The sequence below is a fragment of the Pseudomonas sp. 2725 genome (assembly GCF_050434585.1).
Classification (GTDB): Bacteria; Pseudomonadota; Gammaproteobacteria; order Pseudomonadales; family Pseudomonadaceae; genus Aquipseudomonas; species Aquipseudomonas jessenii.
The window spans coordinates 722,761-742,296 of record NZ_JBNDIV010000004.1; the positions used below are offsets into that span (position 1 = coordinate 722,761).

Genomic DNA, 19,536 nt, shown 5'->3' on the forward strand with positions numbered 1-19,536 from the left:
GTGGCCGCATGCTACGGCTATTGACCGAAGGATACTAAAGTGGCGCCTATTGTCAGTGGCTGATGCCATTGATCACTCTAGACTCAAATAAGCTACCCGCAGAACAACTTGCAGCAAGAACAATAACCACAGAGATCGCTGTCGTGGAAAACGTCAAACGATTCAACAGCTTCGCTGAGTTCTATCCTTACTACCTCAGTGAGCACAGCAACAGTACCTGCCGCCGTTTACACTTTATCGGCACGACCCTGGTTATCTTGATTCTGACGCTGACCATTGGTCGCGGAGCATGGATTCTGTTGTGGACCCTGCCACTGGCAGGCTACAGCTTTGCCTGGGTCGGGCATTTCTTCTTCGAGAAGAACCGCCCGGCAACGTTCCAACACCCCTTCTATAGCCTGCTCGGCGATTTTGTCATGTACCGGGACATGGTCCTGGGGCGCGTTCCGTTCTAGCTGACTTGCGTCACAAGAGAGTTACCGATGAATGCCAATGCCCGCTTCACCCACATGAAGGACGGCACACAGGAAGACTGGGCGATCATCGCCGCGGACTTCAGTGCCTATGCGCGACAATTGCCGACAAGGATCGTGGCGCACCTGAAGTTTCTGGAGGGGGATTTTGGCGGCTTCCCGGTGGATCGCCTGACCCACTCCCTGCAAACCGCCACCCGCGCCTGGCGCGATGGTCGCGACGAGGAGTACGTGGTCTGCGCCCTGCTCCACGATATCGGCGACACCCTGGGCACCTACAATCACCCGGACATCGCGGCGGCGATCCTCAAGCCGTTCGTCAGCGCCGAGAACTTGTGGATGGTGGAAAAGCACGGGATTTTCCAGGGCTACTATTTCTTCCATCACTTGGGTATGGATCGGCACTTGCGCGAGCAATTCAAGGACCATCCGCAGTACCAGGCGACCGTCGAGTTCTGCGCCAAATACGATGCGGCGGCGTTTGATCCGGCGTACGACACGCTGCCGTTGAGCTTTTTCGAGCCGATGATGGAGCGCCTGTTTGCGCACCCCAGGAATTCGATCTACAAGGCGGCGATGGAAGAACATTCGCCAGCCTGACAGATCCAGCGGGACCGCTTCGCGCTCCATTCGCGGGCAAGCCCGCTCCCACAATGGGCGAAGGTGAACGCAGCACTTGTGACCGCCAGTTAACCCTGTGGGAGCGGGCTTGCCCGCGAAGAGGCCAGTACGAACACCGAATGATTATCAGGCCAACTCCGCAACCCTGCCCGCCTTCATCTGTGCCTCGCGCGCCTGGGCATCCGCCAGGCGATACAACTCGATCGAGCCATCCCAGTGCTCGATCAGCGCGGTGCACGATTCCACCCAGTCGCCGCAATTGAGGTAGTCCACCTCGCCGACCTTGCGAATCTCGGCATGGTGAATGTGCCCGCACACCACTCCGTGCAGCTCGCGCTTGACGCATTCATGGGCGATGGCTTCTTCGAAGTCGCTGATGAAGCTGACCGCGGTTTTCACCTTGTGCTTGAGGTAGGCCGACAGCGACCAGTAGCCGTAGCCATATCGCGCGCGCCAATGATTGAGCCAGCGGTTGAGGGTCAGGGTGAATTCGTAGGCCGAGTCACCGAGAAACGCCAGCCAGCGATGGTAACGGGTGATCACATCGAACTGGTCGCCGTGTATCACCAGCAGGTGTCGGCCGTCGGCGGTGATGTGCACGGCTTCGTCGACCAACTGGATGTTGCCCAGGATCAGCTTCGAATAGCGGCGCAGGAATTCGTCGTGGTTGCCGGTGACGTAGATCACCTCGGTACCACGCTTGCTCATGGTCAGCAGGCGACGGATGACGTTGGTGTGTGCTTGCGGCCAGTACATGCCGCCGCGCAGTTTCCAACCGTCGATGATGTCGCCGACCAGGTAGATCTTGTCTGCGTGGTAGCTCTTGAGAAACTGCGACAGGTGTTCAGCCTGGCAATCCCGGGTGCCCAAATGCACGTCGGAAATCCATAAAGTCCGTACGCGTTGCTTACGGGTGGGTTTGGCGAGCTCGGCGCTGGTCATGGGCAACCCTCTGACAAGTTTTGCCAAGTCTGCCCCGGCCCGGTTAATGGTCCATGACAGCGTCAAGTCAGTCCTGTGACAGCGCTTGTCGGCCCGCTCGGTGTAGACTGACACCCTGAACCGGGAGACCCGCGATGAGACCGATCCTCACGCTTCGCCAATACAGCCACGACCTGATCGTCCATAGCCACGAACACGCGCAACTGGTGTTCGGGCTCTCGGGCGCCCTGGATTTCGAGGTCGACGGCCGTGGCAGCCAGGTGGTCCAGCAGAGTTTCGTGGTGGTGCCCTCCGGAGCGCATCACGCGTGTGGCAGCACCAATGGCAGCCGTTGCCTGGTGCTGGATGTCCCCAGCGAACAATGGGTTGCCCAGTCGTTGGGCGATCACGCCGACTCCAGCCGACGCCTGCTCGACAACGCCGGGCGCCTGCCTCTGGACGCCGGGCAAAGCCAATTGGTCAGTTGGCTGGCGAACAGTCCGGTCGATGATCCGCTGATCGCTCAACAAGGCGCGGTGCTTTTGCTGGCCAGTCTCAACAACGCCAGGCCCGAGGCCGTCGGCGGTCGGCGCCTGCCCTATGCGGCGCTGAACGCACACATCGATCAGTACGCGGCGTACCCGTTGCAAGTGGCCGACCTGGCCCGGGTCGCCGGCCTTTCCAGTGCCCGTTTGCATGCGCGGTTCGTGGCCGAATGCGGGCAGACGCCGATGGACTACATCCGCAGCCGACGCCTGCACATCGCGGTGGGCTTGCTGCGCAATTCGGCGTTGCCCATCGGCGAGATTGCCAGCCGCGTCGGCTACAGCTCCCAGAGTGCCTTTGCGGCGGCGGTGCTGCGCGAGTTCGGGGCATCCCCCGGAAAACTGCGGCGCGAGGCTGGCGACAAATAACGCGAGTTTGCCGACAGACTTGATGGGCCATTACGCGCTTCAATGAGGCCTCTGTTCGTTTGTCGTTAAGGATTGCAATGACTCCCCGTACCGCCCTTGGCGCCTTGCATATAGGCGCATTGATGTTCGGCCTGACCGGTGTGTTCGGCAAACTGGCCGCTGCGTCCCCGGCGATCATCGTTTTCGGCCGTGCCGCTTTCGCCGTGCTCGCGCTGGCGTTTTTTGCACGGTTCGCCAGCCAGACGCGCTGGCAGAAACTCGAGGCCATGGACTGGCGTCGGTTGTTGCTCAGCGGCTTGTTGCTGGCCGGACACTGGGTGAGCTTCTTCATTGCGGTAAAAGTCGCAGGCGTGGCGATTGCGACGCTCGGTTTCGCCAGTTTCCCGGCCTTTACCGTGATCCTCGAAGGGTTGATCTTTCGCGAGCGCATTCGCGCCAATGAGATCGTGTTGGTGCTGCTGGTGAGTGTCGGCCTGGTGCTGGTCACGCCCGATTTTGACCTCGCCAGCGGCGCCACCACCGGCCTGCTGTGGGCCGTGGGTTCCGGATTGCTGTTCGCCCTGCTGTCACTGACCAACCGTGCCAGCTCCGGGCGAGTTCCGCCGGTACAGGCGGCACTGTGCCAGAACGTGGTGGTTGCCCTGTGCCTGCTGCCGGTGGCGGCGCCTCAATTGAGCGAAGTGCGCGCCATCGACTGGCTGTGGATCGGTCTGCTCGGTGTGTTCTGTACCGGTGTCGCCCACAGCCTGTTCGTCGCCAGCCTCGCGGTGATCAAGGCCCGCACTGCCGCCGTGGTGTTCGCCCTGGAGCCGGTCTACGGCATCACCGTCGCCTGGCTGCTGTTCAACGAAAACCCGACCCTGCGCATGTTGCTGGGGGGTGCGCTGATCATTGTGGCGATTGTGGTCTCCAGCCGGTTCTCAAGTGGCACAAGCAAGAAAGCCATTGCAGCCGAGGCCGCGTCTCACTGAGTGCGGTCGTTGTGCCCCAGGTCGCGGTCCGGGTCGATCTGGTCGCGGACCCGCTGCTTGAGCACTTTGGCCTCGGGGAAGCCACCGTCCGCCTTGCGCTCCCAGATCTGCACGGCGTCACAGTAGATATGAAAGACCCCGCCGGTGCCTGGCACCAGGGAGACTTTGCCCAGGTCATCACCAAAGGTGCTGAGCAGTTCCTGGGCCAGCCAGGCCGCACGCAACAGCCATTGGCATTGCGTGCAGTAGGTGATGATGATTTCCGGTTTGTTGACGGTCATGGTGGGACCTGACTCCAGAGTTTGACGACGCCGCTATGATAGCCCGACCGGAGGCTGTCGAGACGGCGCAACGGGTTGCATCTCCAACTCGAACTCAGGCTCGATCATGGCCAGAGCCGCCGGCTGCGGGTTCCCGGTCAGGCTGATCACGTCCCAACTCGAAGCCATGGACAGCTCCTCCAGGTTGAGCCGGTACTCATCGTCAGTAGCGGATTCGCCGGATACCGCCAAACCCGGAACCACCGCCATGGCAACAGCAACCGGGACGGAATGATGGCTATCGACCCGCTCAAGCTCTTCGTTGGCCGGCACCCCGTCGCGATGCACAGTGGATGGTTGCATGACGGAGGGCCACATCACTGGCTCGGTAAAGAGCTCAGCCAGCGGTTCATGCTGCGACGGCAGCGCCTCTGACGCTGTGGCTTGATGCTGCTGGCGGCGAACAAACCAGCCCAGCGCCAGCAACGCTATCAGCGCCGACAAACCGGCAATCGGCAGCCAGCCAATCCCGGGGGTTTCAGCAACAACAGGGGCTGGCGTCGCCACGTCGGAAGCAACCGGTTGGGCCTTTACCTTCTGGAGCTCCGCGAGTTGGGTTTGCAGCTCGGCCAAATGTTTTTTCTGGCCGGCGATCAGCTCATCCTGGCCTTGAAGCTTCGCGTTGAGCTCATCGACAGTGGTTTGCAACTGGTGGTTTTGCAGGGCGCTGGCGGCCAGTTGTTCGACAGCGGGATCAACCAATGCGACGTCCGTTTCTGGCGTCGTCCTGGCCACGGGTGACGGCGCCACGACCGGTTTAACACGGGGGAATGCGGACACCGGGGAACCGGATGCCGCTTCATCAGCGGCGGGAACAACCCCAGGCGCACCCGGCGGATCGATCAGTAACGTGTACTCACGCAGCAATCGCCCATTAGGCTGATTGAGCTGCACGAGGAAATTCAGGAACGGCTCACTCACCGGTTTGTTGGAGGTCACCTGGATCACGCTGCGATTACCGCGCAACACCGGGGTGAACTTCAGGTTGCTGAGGAAAAACGCCCGGTCGACCCCGGCACGGCTGAACTCGTCTGCCGTTGCCAGGCTCACTGACAGCTGGTTTTCCTCCACGCCAGCAGCATCCACCAGTGCGATATCGGCACGCAGCGGTTGATTCAGCGCCGAATGCAGGGTGATTTCACCCAGGCCCAGCGCAGGTGCCCATGCCGAATAAGTGACCGCGGCCCCGGCCAGCAACCACAGAGAACCACCGCGTAAAACCAATCGCCAACACTTGAGCATGAGCATCCTTGAGATCTACAGAAACCATCCGCACGGGTTCGTACATCCGTTACGAACACGATATTGCCGAGTAGTTCTTATAGTCTGTCCAATGCGGTCTCTCAAAAACCTGGCGTTCGGTTATGCCTCAAGACTTTTCAAGGTTGCCCAGGATGTGCCCGTGAACCCGCATGCACACCTTCAAATCCGCCTCATCGACGCCTTCGAACAGTTCGTGACGCAGTTGCGTGGCAATGGTTTCAATTTGTTCGATCAGGGGACGCGCTGGCGCGCAGAGCACGATTTTCTTCGCCCGACGGTCTTCCAGCACTGCCTGGCGTTGCACCAGGCCCTGGCTTTCCAGGCTGTCGAGTAAACGGGCCAGGGTCGGACCTTCGACGCCGACGCTTTGTGCCAGCTCACGCTGGGTCGGTGCTTCTTCGAAACGGGCCAGGTGCAGCAGCACCAGCCAGCGTGCCTGGGACAAGCCCATGCCCGCCAGTCGGCGGTCCAGTTCGGCACGCCAGCCACGGGACATCTGGGCCAATTGCATGCCAAAGCGGTGTTGATCGGTTAACGGCATAAAACACTCATGATTAGACTGAAATAAATAAAAACTAATTATTAGTCAGCTAAGCATGAGCCTCGACTTGAGGCAAGGCTTGATCTGTAGTGAATCGTTACATCAGCACTACGGATGTCTCAAATCTCGAACTCCGACTGCAAGGCAGCGCGAACGCAGTACAACACCCCTTCCGGCACCCGGCCCGCGAACAGCGCGGCGATCTCGGAAACCGGCGGCAACTCGCCTTCGCCGTCGAGGAAGGCGTCCTGGACTTCACCCATCAGGTCTTCAGGCAGATCCAGCGCCTGCTCCAACGACAACTGCTGCTTGCCGATCGCTTCGGCCAGCATGGTGTAGACGTTCTTTTCCGAGCACTGCAACTGACCGGCGATCTGCACCGGCGTCATCCCGGCCCGCGCCAGCGTGATCAGTTCGTGACGTACGTCGGCCACCGGTTTCGGCGCCTCGACCTGGCCGCCGAGCACTTCGAGGAAGGCCTCGCCGTAACGCTCCAGCTTGCGCGCGCCGACGCCGCTGACCGTGGCCATTTCCGCCAGCGAGGTCGGCTGGCTGCGCAGCATCTCCAGCAAGGTCGAGTCGGGGAAGATGACATACGGCGGCACGCCATGTTCTTCGGCGAGCTTGCGACGCAGGGCGCGCAAGGCTTCCCATTGCTCGCGCTCCTCGCCACGGACCAGCTGGCTCGCCTGGCTCTTGCTGCTTTTCGCCACGGTTTGCGCCTTGAGATCGCGACGCAGTTCCAGGGTCACTTCACCCTTGAGCAGCGGCCGGCAGCTGTCGCTCAGGCGCAGGCCACCGTAGCCTTCGAGGTCGATGTCCGCCAGACCACGGGCCACCAGTTGGCGGAACAACGAGCGCCATTCGCCCTCCGCCATCGTCTTGCCAACACCATACACCGACAGGTGCTGATGGCCGAAGCTGCGGACCTTCTCGTTGTCCTTGCCCAGCAATACATCCACCAGGTGCCCGACGCCGTAGCGCTGACCGGTGCGGTAGATCGCCGACAGCGCCTGACGCGCCGGCTCCGTGGCATCCCAGGTCTGCACGCCGTCGACGCAGTTGTCGCAATGACCGCAGGGCTCGGGCATGTCTTCGTCGAAGTAGGCCAGCAGCGTTTGCCGACGGCAGCGGGTTTCTTCACAGAGCGAGAGCATGGCGTCGAGCTTGTGCTGCTCCAGACGTTTGTGGCGTTCGTCGCCTTCGGAGTTCTGCAGCATCTGCTTGAGCATCACCACGTCTTGCAGGCCGTAGGCCATCCAGGCATCCGCCGGCAGACCGTCACGGCCACCACGACCGGTTTCCTGGTAATAGGCCTCAAGGGATTTCGGCAAATCGAGGTGCGCGACAAAACGCACGTTGGGCTTGTCGATGCCCATGCCGAACGCCACCGTCGCGACCATGATCAGGCCTTCCTCATTGAGGAAGCGCTTCTGATGGTAGGCCCGCAGATCATTGGGTAGCCCGGCGTGGTACGGCAGCGCCGGGAAGCCTTGCTCGCTGAGGAACGCGGCGACTTCCTCGACTTTCTTGCGCGACAGGCAATACACGATGCCCGCATCGCTACGGCGCTCGGCGAGGAACGCCAGCAACTGCTTGCGCGGCTGTTCCTTGGGCACGATGCGATAAAAGATGTTCGGCCGGTCGAAGCTCGACAGGAAGCGCTCGGCGTCTTGCAGGTGCAGCCGGGTGACGATTTCTTCCCGGGTGCGCTTGTCGGCCGTGGCGGTCAGGGCGATGCGCGGCACGTCGGGGAACATTTCCGCCAACTGGCCCAGTTGCAGGTATTCCGGGCGGAAATCGTGGCCCCATTGCGACACGCAGTGCGCTTCGTCGATGGCGAACAGAGAGATGTCCAGGCCCTGCAGGAAGGACAACATACGCGGCTGGACCAGGCGTTCCGGCGCCAGATAGAGCATTTTCACTTCACCGCGGCGGATACGGGCGGCGAGGTCGCGTTGCTGCTCGGCACTGAGGGTGGAGTTCAACGCGGCGGCGGCCACGCCCAGTTCTTCGAGGGTAGCGACTTGATCGTCCATCAGTGCGATCAGCGGCGAGACCACCACGGCCAGGCCTTCGCGCAACAGCGCCGGAACCTGGAAGCACAGGGACTTGCCGCCGCCGGTAGGCATCAGGACCAGGGCATCGCCGCCGCTGGCCACGCGCTCAATGATTGCACCCTGGCGGCCACGGAAACTGTCGTAGCCGAAGATGTCCTTGAGGACGCGTTGAGCCTGTTCGAGCATAAAAACTCCAAAAATCACCGAAACATCCCTGCAAGGCTGGTTCAGAACCCGCGACGCTGCACCGATAAATCGTAAGTGCGCATTGCATGACGCTTCACATTTCAGCCGTGACGCCAGCAGGGCATCACAAAACGCGCGAGTATACCCGAGCCCCGTCCGGCAAAGGGCACCGCTGAGAAGACACCGGCAAACCCGATGTGCATAAAAAACTGTGGGAGCGAGCTTGCTCGCGATGAGGCCATCACAGTCAACATTGATTTCGCCTGAACCACCGCTATCGCGAGCAAGCTCGCTCCCACAGGGGTAGCGCTTGACCGAACTGTAAGGGGAGCAGCTCCCACAAACGGGCAAATATGCCGTGCGGCTGGCCCAAGTGCTCAAGAAGGCCTAGAATTCCCGCATCGAACATTCCCCAAGGTAGTCCTTTAATGTCCTTCGCTGAGCAACTAACCCGCCTGCAAGTCTTCCTCGACGCTGATGAACTGCATGACGAGGCGCTGGACTACGTGGCCGCCCACGGCTACCTCACCGCGCTGTCGATCTGTTCCGAAGTCGTTCCTGATCGTGAGTGGATCGATGCACTTTTCGCCGAGGAGCCGCATTACAGCAGCGAAGCCCAGCGCGAAGAGATCGAAGCCACCCTGATCGGCCTCAAGGCCCACATCGCTCGCCAGCTGGCCTCCGATGAAGAATTCGAACTGCCATGCGACCTGGACCTGGGCGACGAGCCGGACGATTCCGACCTGCGCGGCTGGTGCATCGGCTTCATGGAAGGCGTATTCCTGCGCGAAGCGGCCTGGTTCGAAAGCGCCGAAGACGAAGTCAGCGAAATGCTGCTGCCGATCATGGTCGGTTCGGGCCTGTTCGACGAGCAGCCGGAGTTCGAAGACATCGCCAAAGATGCCAACCTGATGGACGACATGATCGTACAGATCCCGGAAGCCCTGACCGCGCTGTACCTGCTCTGCAACGCGCCAGACGAAAAACCGGCGATTCTCAAGCCCCGCCACCACTAAGGTTCTGCCTATGGACAACCCCATAGGCAACCGCCCCCTGATGTTGCGCTACGTGCTGCTGGCCATCGGCTGGCTGAGCGTGGCGCTGGGGGTGATCGGGATTTTCCTGCCGGTATTGCCCACCACCCCTTTCCTGCTGCTGGCGGCCGCCTGCTTCGCCCGCAGTTCGCCGCGCTTTTATCAATGGCTGGTCGAGCATCCACGGCTTGGCCCGTGGATTCGCGATTACCTCAACGGCAACGGCATTCCGCTCAAGGGCAAGGTCTACGCCATTGGCCTGATGTGGCCGAGTATCCTGTTCTCCTGCTACCTGGTGCCGCTGTACTGGGCACGGTGTTTCATGCTGACTAGCGCGGTGCTGGTGACGATTTACATCCTCAAGCAGAAAACCCTGCGCAAATCCTGAAATTTCCCGCGACCATTGTGGCGAGGGGGCTTGCCCCCGTTGGGTTGCGCAGCAGCCCTAAAGCCATTCACCGCAGATCACCAGATAGATCGCGCTCACAGGTTCACGGCGGCTTCGCCACCGAACGGGGCGGTGCGGCGTTCCGACAAGCCCCCTCGCCACAAAAAACTCAGCGAGCGTCCTTCGGCCGACGACCTGACCTACCGCGCCCAAAACTCCACCTAAACTTCACAAACCTACACTCGAGCAGCCAGACATGGCCCGCAGTCTGCGTAGTCCAGGATGGCCAACGCTCCGACTTCGGCTCGGCGGCTGGTTGCTGCTGGCTGGTTTGGTACTGACTGTATGCAACGGGGTCCGGGCCGACTGGGATTTTGCGCAGATCCTGCAAACCGTTGAAAAACGCTACGGCCCCCTTGGACCGGCGCGAGGCCGGATCGAGGCCTGGAGTCAAATGCTGCAAAGTGCACGCGGCGCCCCCGAACGCGAGCAGCTCAACGCGGTGAACCGCTTCTTCGATCAACAGCTGAACTTCCAGGACGACACGCGCATCTGGCAACAGACCGATTACTGGGCCACGCCCGTCGAAGCCCTGATCAAGGGCGCCGCCGATTGCGAGGACTATGCTCTGGCGAAGTATTTCAGCCTGCGCCGGCTTGGTATTCCCAGCGAAAAACTGCGCATCACCTACGTCAAGGCCTTGAGCCAGAACCAGGCGCACATGGTGTTGACGTTCTACAGCACCCCCACGAGCGAACCACTGGTGCTGGACAACCTGATCGGCGATATCCGCCCCGCCTCCCAACGCAAAGACTTGCTGCCGGTGTACGCCTTCAATGCCGAAGGCCTGTACCTGCCGGGCAAAAACGGCGGCCAGCGCAGCAGCGACTCGAAAAAGCTGTCGCGCTGGCAGGACGTGTTGAAAAAGATGCAGGCCGAAGGGTTCGACATCGGCGACGGCTAACCGCCTTGGCAAGGAGCGAAGCATGACACTGCGAAAACAGTTGTTCCTGGCAATCTGCCTGTTCCTGCTGGTGGCGTTCAGCGGCAGTTTTTTTGCCAGCCTGGAAAGCTCCCGCGAACAAACGCTCAGCCAACTGCGCGCCCACGCCCAGGACGCGGCCACCGCGCTGGGGCTGTCGCTGACGGCACAGGTCGATGACCCGGCAATGATGGAACTGATGGTCAGCTCGATTTTCGACAGCGGCTATTTCAGCAGCATCCGCGTCATCAGGCTCAAGGATCAGCAAACCCTGGTGGAACGCACCGCACCGACAAAAATCGACGGCGTGCCTGACTGGTTCGTCAACCTGGTCGACCTGCGCCCGGAAGGCGGCGATGCCCTGATCATGCGCGGCTGGGAACAACTGGCACGGGTCGAAGTGCTGAGCAATCCGCAATTCGCCCTGGCCAAGCTCTGGGAAAGCACCCTTGGCAGCCTGATCTGGCTGCTACTGTGCGGGCTGTTCAGCGCCGTGATTGGAGGATGGATGCTGCGCCGGCAATTTCGCCCACTCGACAGCATGGTCCGACAAGCCGAGGCCATCAGCAAACGCGAATTTCTCAGTCTGCCCAAACTGCCGCGCACACCGGAATTGAAACGGGTCGTGCTGGCGATGAACCAGATGGTCGAAAAGCTCAAGGCGCTGTTCGTCGAGGAGGCTGCACGCAGCGAAAAACTGCGGGCCGAATCCTATCTGGACAGCCTCACCGGCCTGGCCAACCGACGCCTGCTCGACGAGCAACTGGCCGACCATTTACGCGTGTGCGAACAGAGCCGTGACGGCCATTTGCTGATGTTGCGAATCAACGACCTGAACGGCCTCAACCAGCGCCTGGGTGGCCAACGGACTGATGCGCTGATCACTGCCGTCGGCGAATTGCTCAAGCGCCTGACTCAATTGCCGGAGCGTCGAACCTGGCTGGCGGCGCGCAACCGTGGCGGCGAATTCAGCCTGCTGACACCGGGTCTGGATGCTGAAAGTGCCGCGCGCCTGGCCGCCGATGTCAGCGTCAGCCTGGAGAACCTGCGCCTGACCGGCGCCAGCGATTGCATGCCGGTCGCCCATCTGGGCGTTGTCGCCTACCGCCCCGGTGAGCCGATCAGCACCGTTCTCCTGCGCCTTGATCAGGCGCTGACGGAGTCCCGGCAGCATCCCGAACGCCCCTGGGTTCATTTGAGCCATCGTGACACGGCACCCAATCACTCCCAGCACGACTGGCGCACCTGGATCGACGACGCCCTGACCCATGGCAAAGTGCAGCTGTACTTTCAGCCCGTCGTGCAATGCGCCGACACCCGCCAGATGCTGCATCACAAAGTACTCGCACGCCTGCTCGACCCGCAGGGCGAAGCGATTGCCGCAGGGCATTTCCTGCCGTGGATCGAGCGTCTCGGCTGGTCGGGACGGTTCGACCTGGCGATGCTCGAAGCCACGCTGGACGAGCTGGTGGTCAACCGCAGCCCCTTGGCATTGAGCCTGTCCGGGAGCACCCTGCGCGACCCGGTGCAATGGCGAACAATTCTCGACCTGCTCGAATCCCTTCCCGAACTGGCGCCGCTGTTGACCCTGGAAATCGACGAGCGCCAGTTGCCCTCCCCCGAAGTGCTGCAGAACCTTTGCAGCACATTGCTCAAGACCGGTTATCGAGTCGGCCTGCAACACTTTGGCGGGCGCTTCAGCCAGATCGGCAACCTGACCCAATTGGGCTTGGCGTACCTGAAAATCGATGGAGCCTACATTCGCAACATCGACGAGCAGCCTGACAAACGGCTGTTCATCGACGCGATCTTTCGCGCGACCCACAGCATAGATTTGCCGCTGATTGCGGAAATGGTCGAGACGCGTGGGGAACTGGAGGTCATCAGTGAGTTGGGGATATTCGGGGCCATGGGTCGATTGATCGGGGCGCCCAGGTTTTCTAACCACTGACCGGGCATCGACCATTGTCCCGGGCAACAAAAAACCCGCCTCCCCTTCACAGGGATGGCGGGTTCTTTAGCGGGTTTCAGCTCACACGGTATCCACCTTCAACGAATGATCGTTGAGCATGCCGTTGATAATGGTCCCCGTGTCATGCCCACCCGCGATCACCCCACCCGCGCCTGGCGTTACACCGTATTGACTGGCGAGGTCGACGCCGGCCAGGTCGATGGTCTGGTTCGGCGCGGCACCGGCCATGGCGCTGACGTCGATGCTGGTCACTGTCGACGGCCCGCTGCCGGTGACGGTGAAGTGCAGGTAATCATCCAGCGAAGCCGTGGTGCCGCTTTCCCCTTGCAGCAGTTGCGACAGGTCGAGTTTGTCGGTGCCGGGCGTGAAGTCAGTGATCACGTCATGGCCACTGTTGCCCTTGAACCACTGGAAGGTATCGCCCCCCGCCCCCCCGGTCAGGGTGTTATTGCCCAGGCCACCAATCAGCAAGTCATCGCCGCTCCCGCCGCTGAGGATGTCGTTGCCAAGGCCGCCATTGATCGTGTTGTTAGTGTTGTCGCCGGTCAGGGTGTCGTTGAAGTTCGAGCCGATGAGGTTTTCGATACCGCTCAGGGTGTCAGTGCCGGCACCGAGAGTGTTTTGCCCACCTGGCAGGCTGAGACCGACCGTCACCCCAGCCGTGGCGTGGGCGTAACTGGCCGTGTCGATACCCGTGCCGCCATCAAGGATGTCATTGCCCTGGCCGCTGAAGAGCAGATCATTGCCGGCGCCACCATGCAGCTCGTTGTTGCCGGAGCCGGCAGTGAGCACATCGTTGCCGTCGCCGGCATTGATGATGTTGTTGCCCGCACCTGCGACCAGTACGTCATCCCCACTGGTGCCGGTGAGGGTATGGCCGTCCTGATAGCTGATGGTCAGGTTGGCCGAGTCGCTGCCGCCGTGGTTGTCGTTGGCGGTGTAGGTGCCGTGGTAGTCCGTAGTGACTTCGTGTGCTCCGGCGTAGTTGACGGTCATGGTCAGTTCGTAGTTTTCTGCCCCATTCTTATTGCCGCCACTGGAGTTGGCGATGTTGGTCACGTGGATCTGGTAAGTGCCATCGGCGCCTGCGGTGATGGTGTCACCATCGGCGATGCTTACGAACGCCCCACCGTTGAGCGAATACTCCATCGTGATGTGCCCGGCATCCAGGTTGTGATTGAGGTTGAGTGTCTCACCTTGATTCAGCTTGACCGTGATGAAGTCTTCATTGTTGCCATTGGAGTTGTTCGCTGCGCCAAGATAGCCACTGACCACCAGCAGCGCCGTCATGGTCGCCGCGTTGGCCGCAAAGGCGTTGCGCACGTTGGCCAGATTCTGGTTGCCGGGGTTGTTGTTTTCGCCGGCGAAGCTGATCGCGCCGGTGCCGGTGAAGTCCGCGCCTTTCACGACCCAGCCGGTGTTGAACGAGGTCGGTGTCGCCGAAAGTTGGTCGCCATTGGGGTCGGTGTCGTTGGCCAGCAACAGTTCGCCCGGCACCACGATGGTGCCCGAGAGCACGTTGGTGATGACGTGGTCGTCCACCGCCACCGGAGGCGCGTTGGGGATCACTTTCACGGTCAGCGTCGAGCTGGCGAGGTCGCCATCGTTGTCGCTGGCGGTGAAACCGATGTTCTCGGTGATCACCACCGCAGTGGTTTTCTGCGAGGTGTAGTTGTAATCGCCAGTGTCGAGGTTGATCACCAACGTGCCGCTGTTGTTGGTGGCGATGCTCACCGTGTTGTTCACGGTGTTGAAGGTGCCGTGGTTGGTGCCGCCGCTTGACGTCAACGAACCCTGGCCGCTGAGGGCGTTTGGATCGTAAGTGTAGGTAGTGCCGTCGACCACGATGGATTTGATGAAACCGCCATCAGCGCCGAACGTGCCGCCCTCACCCAGCAACGAACCGGTGACCGGTGAGCCGACCACGGTGCCGGACAGCACCGAGTTGAGTTGGTTGAGGTCAGTGACCACCACCGCATTGGTGTTGGTGTGGCTGATGCCGTCGTAGGCCAGCGGATCGAGGTTGGCGTTGCTCACGCCACTGCCCAGGCCGATCGCGTAGTTCTTGATGTTGTTGGCATCGAGGAAGGCTTTCAGCGCGGTTTCGTCGGCGGTGCCGATTTCCTGGCCGGTGGTGGGCTTGCCGTCGGAGAAGAAGTAGCCGACGTTTTGCGCACCGGTCAGTTTGCCCGAGGTGTTGAACGCGGCCTGCATGGTCACCACGGCCGCGTCGTAGTTGGTCCCGCCGTTCGCGGTGAGGCCGGCCAGCAGTGTCTTGGCGGTCGCGACATCGACCCACACAGAGGTCATGTCGGTAGCGCTGCTGCTGAAGGTGACGAGCTGCACTTTCACATCGCCGAGGTCATCGTATTTATCCAGCAAGGCACTGATGGCCTGCTTGGCCAGGGCCAGACGCGACAGGCCCGACACGCCGGATGGGTCGGCCATGCTGCCGGAGACGTCGAGCACGATCAGCAAGTTGGAATCGATCTCCACCGCCGCCACCGAGCGATCCGTTGCCACCGCCTTGGGCACGTCATCGACAATGTTGACCACGATGGTGCTGGTGCTGCTGTTGCCCAGCGCATCGGTCGCTTTGTAGGTGAAGCTTTCACTCAGGCTGTTCGGCCCGTCGTTGGCATTCGGCAAGGTTTTCGGAGCCGAGGTCAGCGTGTAGGTATAGCTGCCGTCGGGGTTGATCAGGATCTTTCCGTAGGTGCCTGTCGCGCTGCCGACCAGGGTGTAGGTGAGCGCGCCGCTGGCACCCGAGACCGAACCGACCAGGGTCCCGGACGCGGTTTCGCCAGTGTTGCCCGGGTCGCTGCCGGTGACCGTACCGGCGACCAGGTCCAGCCCGTCCTTGCTCAGGTCGAGGGCTTTTTCGTAGACCGTCACGTCGCTATCGGGGTTGGCCTTGATCGTGCTGCTGGCGACGTCGATGGTGATGGTGGTGGTGCTTTCATCGCCATCGGCATCACGCACGGTGTAGGTGAACGTGTCAGTGGCGCCCGGATCGCCGACGGAATCCTGGTTGCTGTGATACACCGCGTTGCCGTTGGCATCGAGGGTCAGGTAGCCATAGGTGCCGTTGATCTGGTTACCCAGTCCGCCGATGGCCGAGGTCGAGGTGTTGCCGCCGGCACGCACGCCGACCACCGTCGCCGGACCATCGGCGCCGCTGGCGTCATTGCCCAGCACACTGATGTTGACGGTGCCGCCCTCCACTACCGACGACGAGTCAGGTTTGGCGTTCGGCAAGTCATCGATGATGTTGACGTTGATCTGCCCGGTCGCCGTGTCGCCATTGCTGTCGGTAGCGACGACGTTGAAGTTCTCGGTCAGGCTGTTGGTGCCGTTGGCGGTTGGATGGGCTTCGTTATCGTTGAGGGTGTAGCTGTAGCTGATTACCCCGGTCGCCGGGTTGTAATCGGTGATGGTCAGGGTGCTGCCCAGTAGCGTAACGGCCGTTTGCGGGAAGCCGACGGCCACACCTCCGCTGACGACAGTGATGCCGCCCACGGTCAGGGTCGTCACGCCGTCCAGTGCGGTGACGGTGAAGGTGCCGCTCTGGGTCAGGGCCGATGCGTTGGGGTTGCTGCCGTCGCTGAGATTTTTTTCGTAGACCGTCAGCTCACCGCCATACACGTTGAGGCCGTCGAGGGTCACCGGATCGTCGTTGTTGTAGACGTTGAGCACCAGGTTGGCGGTGCTGCTGTCGCCGTCCGAATCGGTGATTGTGTAGGTGAAGGTTTCGGTGCCGTCGCCACCGCCGTGCAATGCCTGGAAGTCGGCATCGCTGGTGTTCAGGGTGTAGGTGTAAGTGCCGTTGGCATTCAGCACCAGAGTGCCGTAGGTGCCGGTGAAGGTGCCGGGGGTGATAGGGCCGGCGTTTTCGCCGATCGTTACCCGGTCAGCACCTTGCACGTCGTTGCTCAGCACGTTGCCGTTGAGGGTCAGCAGGGTTTCCGAAGCCGTTGATGCATTGCTGTCGTACACGCCTTTCGGCAGGTCGTCGACGATGTTCACATCGAGGCTGCCCGTGGCGGTCGTGCCGTTGTCATCGACCACGGTCACGGCGAACTGCTCAGGCAGGGTGTTGGCACCGTTGGCGGTCGGGTGCGCTTCATTGTCGTTGAGGGTGTAGCTGTAACTGACCACCCCGCTCGCCGCGTTGAACCCGGTAATGGTCAGGGTGCTGCCCAGTGGGGTGGTGATCGATTGCGGGAAGCCGGCGGCCACGCCAGCGGTGACCACGGCGATGCCGCCGACAGTCAGGGTCGTTACACCGTCGAGTGCAGTGACGGTGAAGGTGCCGCTCTGGGTCAGGGCCGACGCGTTGGGGTTGCTGCCGTCGCCGAGATTTTTTTCGTAGACCGTCAGCTCACCGCCATACACGTTGAGGCCGTCGAGGGTCACCGGATTGTCGTTGTTGGAGACGTTGAGCACCAGGTAGGCAGTACGGCTGTCGCCGTCCGAATCGGTGATTGTGTAGGTGAAGGTTTCGGTGCCGTCGCCACCACCGTGCAGGGCTTTGAAGTCGGCATCGCTGGTGTTGAGGGTGTAGGTGTAAGTGCCGTTGGCATTCAGCACCAGGGTGCCGTAGGTGCCGGTGAAGGTACCGGGGGTGATCGGGCCGGCGTTTTCGCCAAGCGTCACCCGGTCAGCACCTTGCACGTCGTTGCTCAGCACGTTGCCGTTGAGGGTCAGCAGGGTTTCCGAAGCCGTTGATGCATTGCTGTCGTACACGCCTTTCGGCAGGTCATCGACGATGTTCACGTCGAGGCTGCCCGTGGCGGTCGTGCCGTTATCATCGACCACGGTCACGGCGAACTGCTCAGGCAGGGTGTTGGCGCCGTTAGCGGTCGGGTGCGCTTCATTGTCGTTGAGGGTGTAGCTGTAACTCACCACGCCGCTCGCCGCGTTGAACCCGGTTATGGTCAGGGTGCTGCCCAGCGGGGTGGTGATTGATTGCGGGAAGCCGGCAGCCACGCCAGCGGTGACCACGGCGATACCGCCGACAGTCAGGGTCGTTACACCGTCGAGTGCAGTGACGGTGAAAGTACCGCTCTGGATCAGGGCCGACGCGTTGGGGTTGCTGCCGTCGCCGAGATTTTTTTCGTAGACCGTCAGCTCACCGCCATACACGTTGAGGCCGTCGAGGGTCACCGGATTGTCGTTGTTGGAGACGTTGAGCACCAGGTAGGCGGTACGGCTGTCGCCGTCCGAATCGGTGATTGTGTAGGTGAAGGTTTCGCTGCCGTCGCCACCGCCGTGCAATGCCTTGAAGTCCGCATCGCTGGTGTTGAGGGTGTAGGTGTAAGTGCCATTGGCATTCAGCACCAAGGTGCCGTAGGTGCCGGTGAAGGTACCGGGGGTGATGGGTCCGGCGTTTTCGCCGATCGTCACGCGGTCGGCGCCTTGCACGTCGTTGGTCAGCACGTTGCCGTTGAGGGTCAGCAGGGTTTCCGAAGCCGTTGATGCATTGCTGTCGTCCACGCCCTTCGGCAAGTCATCGACGATGTTGACGTTGATCTGCCCGGTTGCACTGTCGCCATCGCTGTCGGTAGCGACGACGTTGAAGTTCTCGGTCAGGCTGTTGGCGCCGATGGCGGTCGGGTGCGCTTCATTGTCGTTCAGGGTGTAGCTGTAACTCACCACGCCAGTGGCGGCGTTGAACCCGGTAATGGTCAGGGTGCTGCCCAACGGCGTGACGGCGGTTTGCGGGAAGCCGGCGGCCACGCCAGCGGTGACCACGGCGATGCCGCCGACGGTCAGGGTTTGCAAGCCATCGAGGGCGGTGACGGTAAACGCCCCGCTCTGGGTCAGGGCCGACGCGTTGGGGTTACTGCCGTCGCCGAGATTTTTTTCGTAGACCGTCAGCTCACCGCCATACACGTTGAGGCCGTTGAGGGTCACCGGATCGTCGTTGTTGTAGACGTTGAGCACCAGGTTGGCGGTGCTGCTGTCGCCGTCCGAATCGGTGATTGTGTAGGTGAAGGTTTCGGTGCCGTCGCCACCACCGTGCAGGGCTTTGAAATCCGCATCGCTGGTGTTGAGGGTGTAGGTGTAAGTGCCGTTGGCATTCAGTACCAAGGTGCCGTAGGTGCCGGTGAAGGTGCCGGGGGTGATCGGGCCGCTACTCTCCCCAACCGTTACCCGATCGGCGCCTTGCACGTCGTTGGTCAGCACGTTGCCGTTGAGGGTCAGCTGGGTTTCCGAAGCCGTTGATGCATTGCTGTCGTACACGCCTTTCGGCAGGTCGTCGACGATGTTCACGTCGAGAGAACCGGTGGCAGTGGTGCCGTTGTCGTCGACCACGGTCACCGCGAACTGCTCAGGCAGGGTGTTGGCACCGTTGGCGGTTGGGTGCGCTTCGTTATCGTTCAGGGTGTAGCTGTAGCTCACCACGCCGGTCGCCGCGTTGAACCCGGTGATGGTCAGGGTGCTGCCCAGCGGCGTAGTGATCGATTGCGGGAAGCCGGCGGCCACGCCAGCGGTGACCACGGCGATACCGCCGACAGTCAGGGTCGTCACGCCGTCGAGGGCGGCGACGGTGAAGGTGCCGTTCTGGGTCAGGGCAGTGGCATCCGGTGCACTGCCGTCGCTGAGGTTTTTCTCGAAGACGGTCAACTCGCCGCCCTCAGTATTCAAACCGCCAATCGTGATCGGGTCATCGTTGTTGTGGATCTGCAGTACCAGGTTGGCGGTGCTGCTGTCGCCGTCCGAATCGGTGATTGTGTAGGTGAAGGTTTCGGTGCCGTCACCACCGCCGTGCAGGGCTTTGAAATCCGCATCGCTGGTGTTGAGGGTGTAGGTGTAAGTGCCGTTGGCATTCAGCACCAGGGTGCCGTAGGTGCCGGTGAAGGTACCGGGGGTGATCGGGCCGGCGT

The 19,536-nt window shown here is 61.5% G+C and carries 14 protein-coding genes; 8 read left to right on the top strand and 6 right to left on the bottom strand.

Annotated elements, in window-relative coordinates:
- The first annotated feature begins 143 nt into the window (after nt 1–143).
- Together ABIE16_RS14775 and ABIE16_RS14780 are read left to right on the top strand one after the other, a co-directional pair.
- The gene (locus ABIE16_RS14775) at nt 144–455 is read left to right on the top strand and encodes an Mpo1-like protein (RefSeq protein ID WP_218497011.1); all 312 of its coding nucleotides are present in this window, start codon (nt 144–146) and stop codon (nt 453–455) included.
- Nucleotides 456–482: 27 nt separating this feature from the next.
- A complete protein-coding gene (locus ABIE16_RS14780; RefSeq protein ID WP_218497008.1) occupies nt 483–1,073 on the top strand; it encodes an HD domain-containing protein in 591 nt (196 codons plus the stop codon).
- Between the two features lie 147 nt (nt 1,074–1,220).
- Here ABIE16_RS14780 and ABIE16_RS14785 read toward each other — a convergent pair whose 3' ends face one another.
- The gene (locus ABIE16_RS14785) at nt 1,221–2,036 is read right to left on the bottom strand and encodes a UDP-2,3-diacylglucosamine diphosphatase (protein WP_218497006.1); all 816 of its coding nucleotides are present in this window, start codon (nt 2,034–2,036) and stop codon (nt 1,221–1,223) included.
- A gap of 134 nt (nt 2,037–2,170) precedes the next feature.
- Between ABIE16_RS14785 and ABIE16_RS14790 the strand changes: the two genes are divergently transcribed.
- On the top strand, nt 2,171–2,929 hold the full coding sequence (locus ABIE16_RS14790; RefSeq protein ID WP_090453771.1) for a helix-turn-helix transcriptional regulator: 759 nt from the start codon (nt 2,171–2,173) through the stop codon (nt 2,927–2,929).
- 77 nt (nt 2,930–3,006) lie between these two features.
- Nucleotides 3,007–3,900 carry a DMT family transporter gene (locus ABIE16_RS14795; protein ID WP_154947157.1) on the top strand — a complete coding sequence of 298 codons (894 nt, stop codon included), beginning with the start codon at nt 3,007–3,009 and terminating at the stop codon, nt 3,898–3,900.
- On the opposite strand, the gene ABIE16_RS14800 is transcribed toward ABIE16_RS14795, so the two are convergent.
- The 4 genes from ABIE16_RS14800 to recQ all read right to left on the bottom strand — a co-directional run bounded on the left by ABIE16_RS14800 (nt 3,894) and on the right by recQ (nt 8,270).
- Nucleotides 3,894–4,181, bottom strand: a complete 288-nt coding sequence (locus ABIE16_RS14800) for a SelT/SelW/SelH family protein (protein ID WP_057715946.1) — start codon at nt 4,179–4,181, stop codon at nt 3,894–3,896. The two genes, ABIE16_RS14795 and ABIE16_RS14800, sit on opposite strands and share 7 nt — an antisense overlap.
- A 33-nt stretch (nt 4,182–4,214) precedes the next feature.
- Entirely contained in the window at nt 4,215–5,462 is a 1,248-nt protein-coding gene (locus ABIE16_RS14805; protein ID WP_218497004.1) for a type IV pilus assembly protein FimV, read from the bottom strand.
- Nucleotides 5,463–5,589: 127 nt separating this feature from the next.
- A complete protein-coding gene (locus ABIE16_RS14810; protein ID WP_007984163.1) occupies nt 5,590–6,024 on the bottom strand; it encodes a MarR family transcriptional regulator in 435 nt (144 codons plus the stop codon).
- 119 nt (nt 6,025–6,143) lie between these two features.
- Complete coding sequence (gene recQ, locus ABIE16_RS14815; protein WP_057715948.1) at nt 6,144–8,270, bottom strand: DNA helicase RecQ; 2,127 nt, start codon at nt 8,268–8,270, stop codon at nt 6,144–6,146.
- 428 nt (nt 8,271–8,698) lie between these two features.
- Here recQ and ABIE16_RS14820 point away from each other — a divergent pair, with 428 nt between their 5' ends.
- The 4 genes from ABIE16_RS14820 (at nt 8,699) to lapD (ending at nt 12,625) form a co-directional block, all read left to right on the top strand.
- Complete coding sequence (locus ABIE16_RS14820; RefSeq protein ID WP_057715949.1) at nt 8,699–9,286, top strand: YecA family protein; 588 nt, start codon at nt 8,699–8,701, stop codon at nt 9,284–9,286.
- Nucleotides 9,287–9,296: 10 nt separating this feature from the next.
- Entirely contained in the window at nt 9,297–9,692 is a 396-nt protein-coding gene (locus tag ABIE16_RS14825) for a YbaN family protein (protein ID WP_057715950.1), read from the top strand.
- A 256-nt stretch (nt 9,693–9,948) separates the two neighbouring features.
- Complete coding sequence (gene lapG / locus ABIE16_RS14830; RefSeq protein WP_218497002.1) at nt 9,949–10,656, top strand: cysteine protease LapG; 708 nt, start codon at nt 9,949–9,951, stop codon at nt 10,654–10,656.
- 22 nt (nt 10,657–10,678) lie between these two features.
- On the top strand, nt 10,679–12,625 hold the full coding sequence (gene lapD / locus ABIE16_RS14835) for a cyclic di-GMP receptor LapD (protein WP_218497000.1): 1,947 nt from the start codon (nt 10,679–10,681) through the stop codon (nt 12,623–12,625).
- Nucleotides 12,626–12,706: 81 nt separating this feature from the next.
- Here lapD and ABIE16_RS14840 read toward each other — a convergent pair.
- A partial coding sequence (locus ABIE16_RS14840; RefSeq protein ID WP_429521425.1) for an Ig-like domain-containing protein occupies nt 12,707–19,536 on the bottom strand: 6,830 nt, incomplete at its 5' end.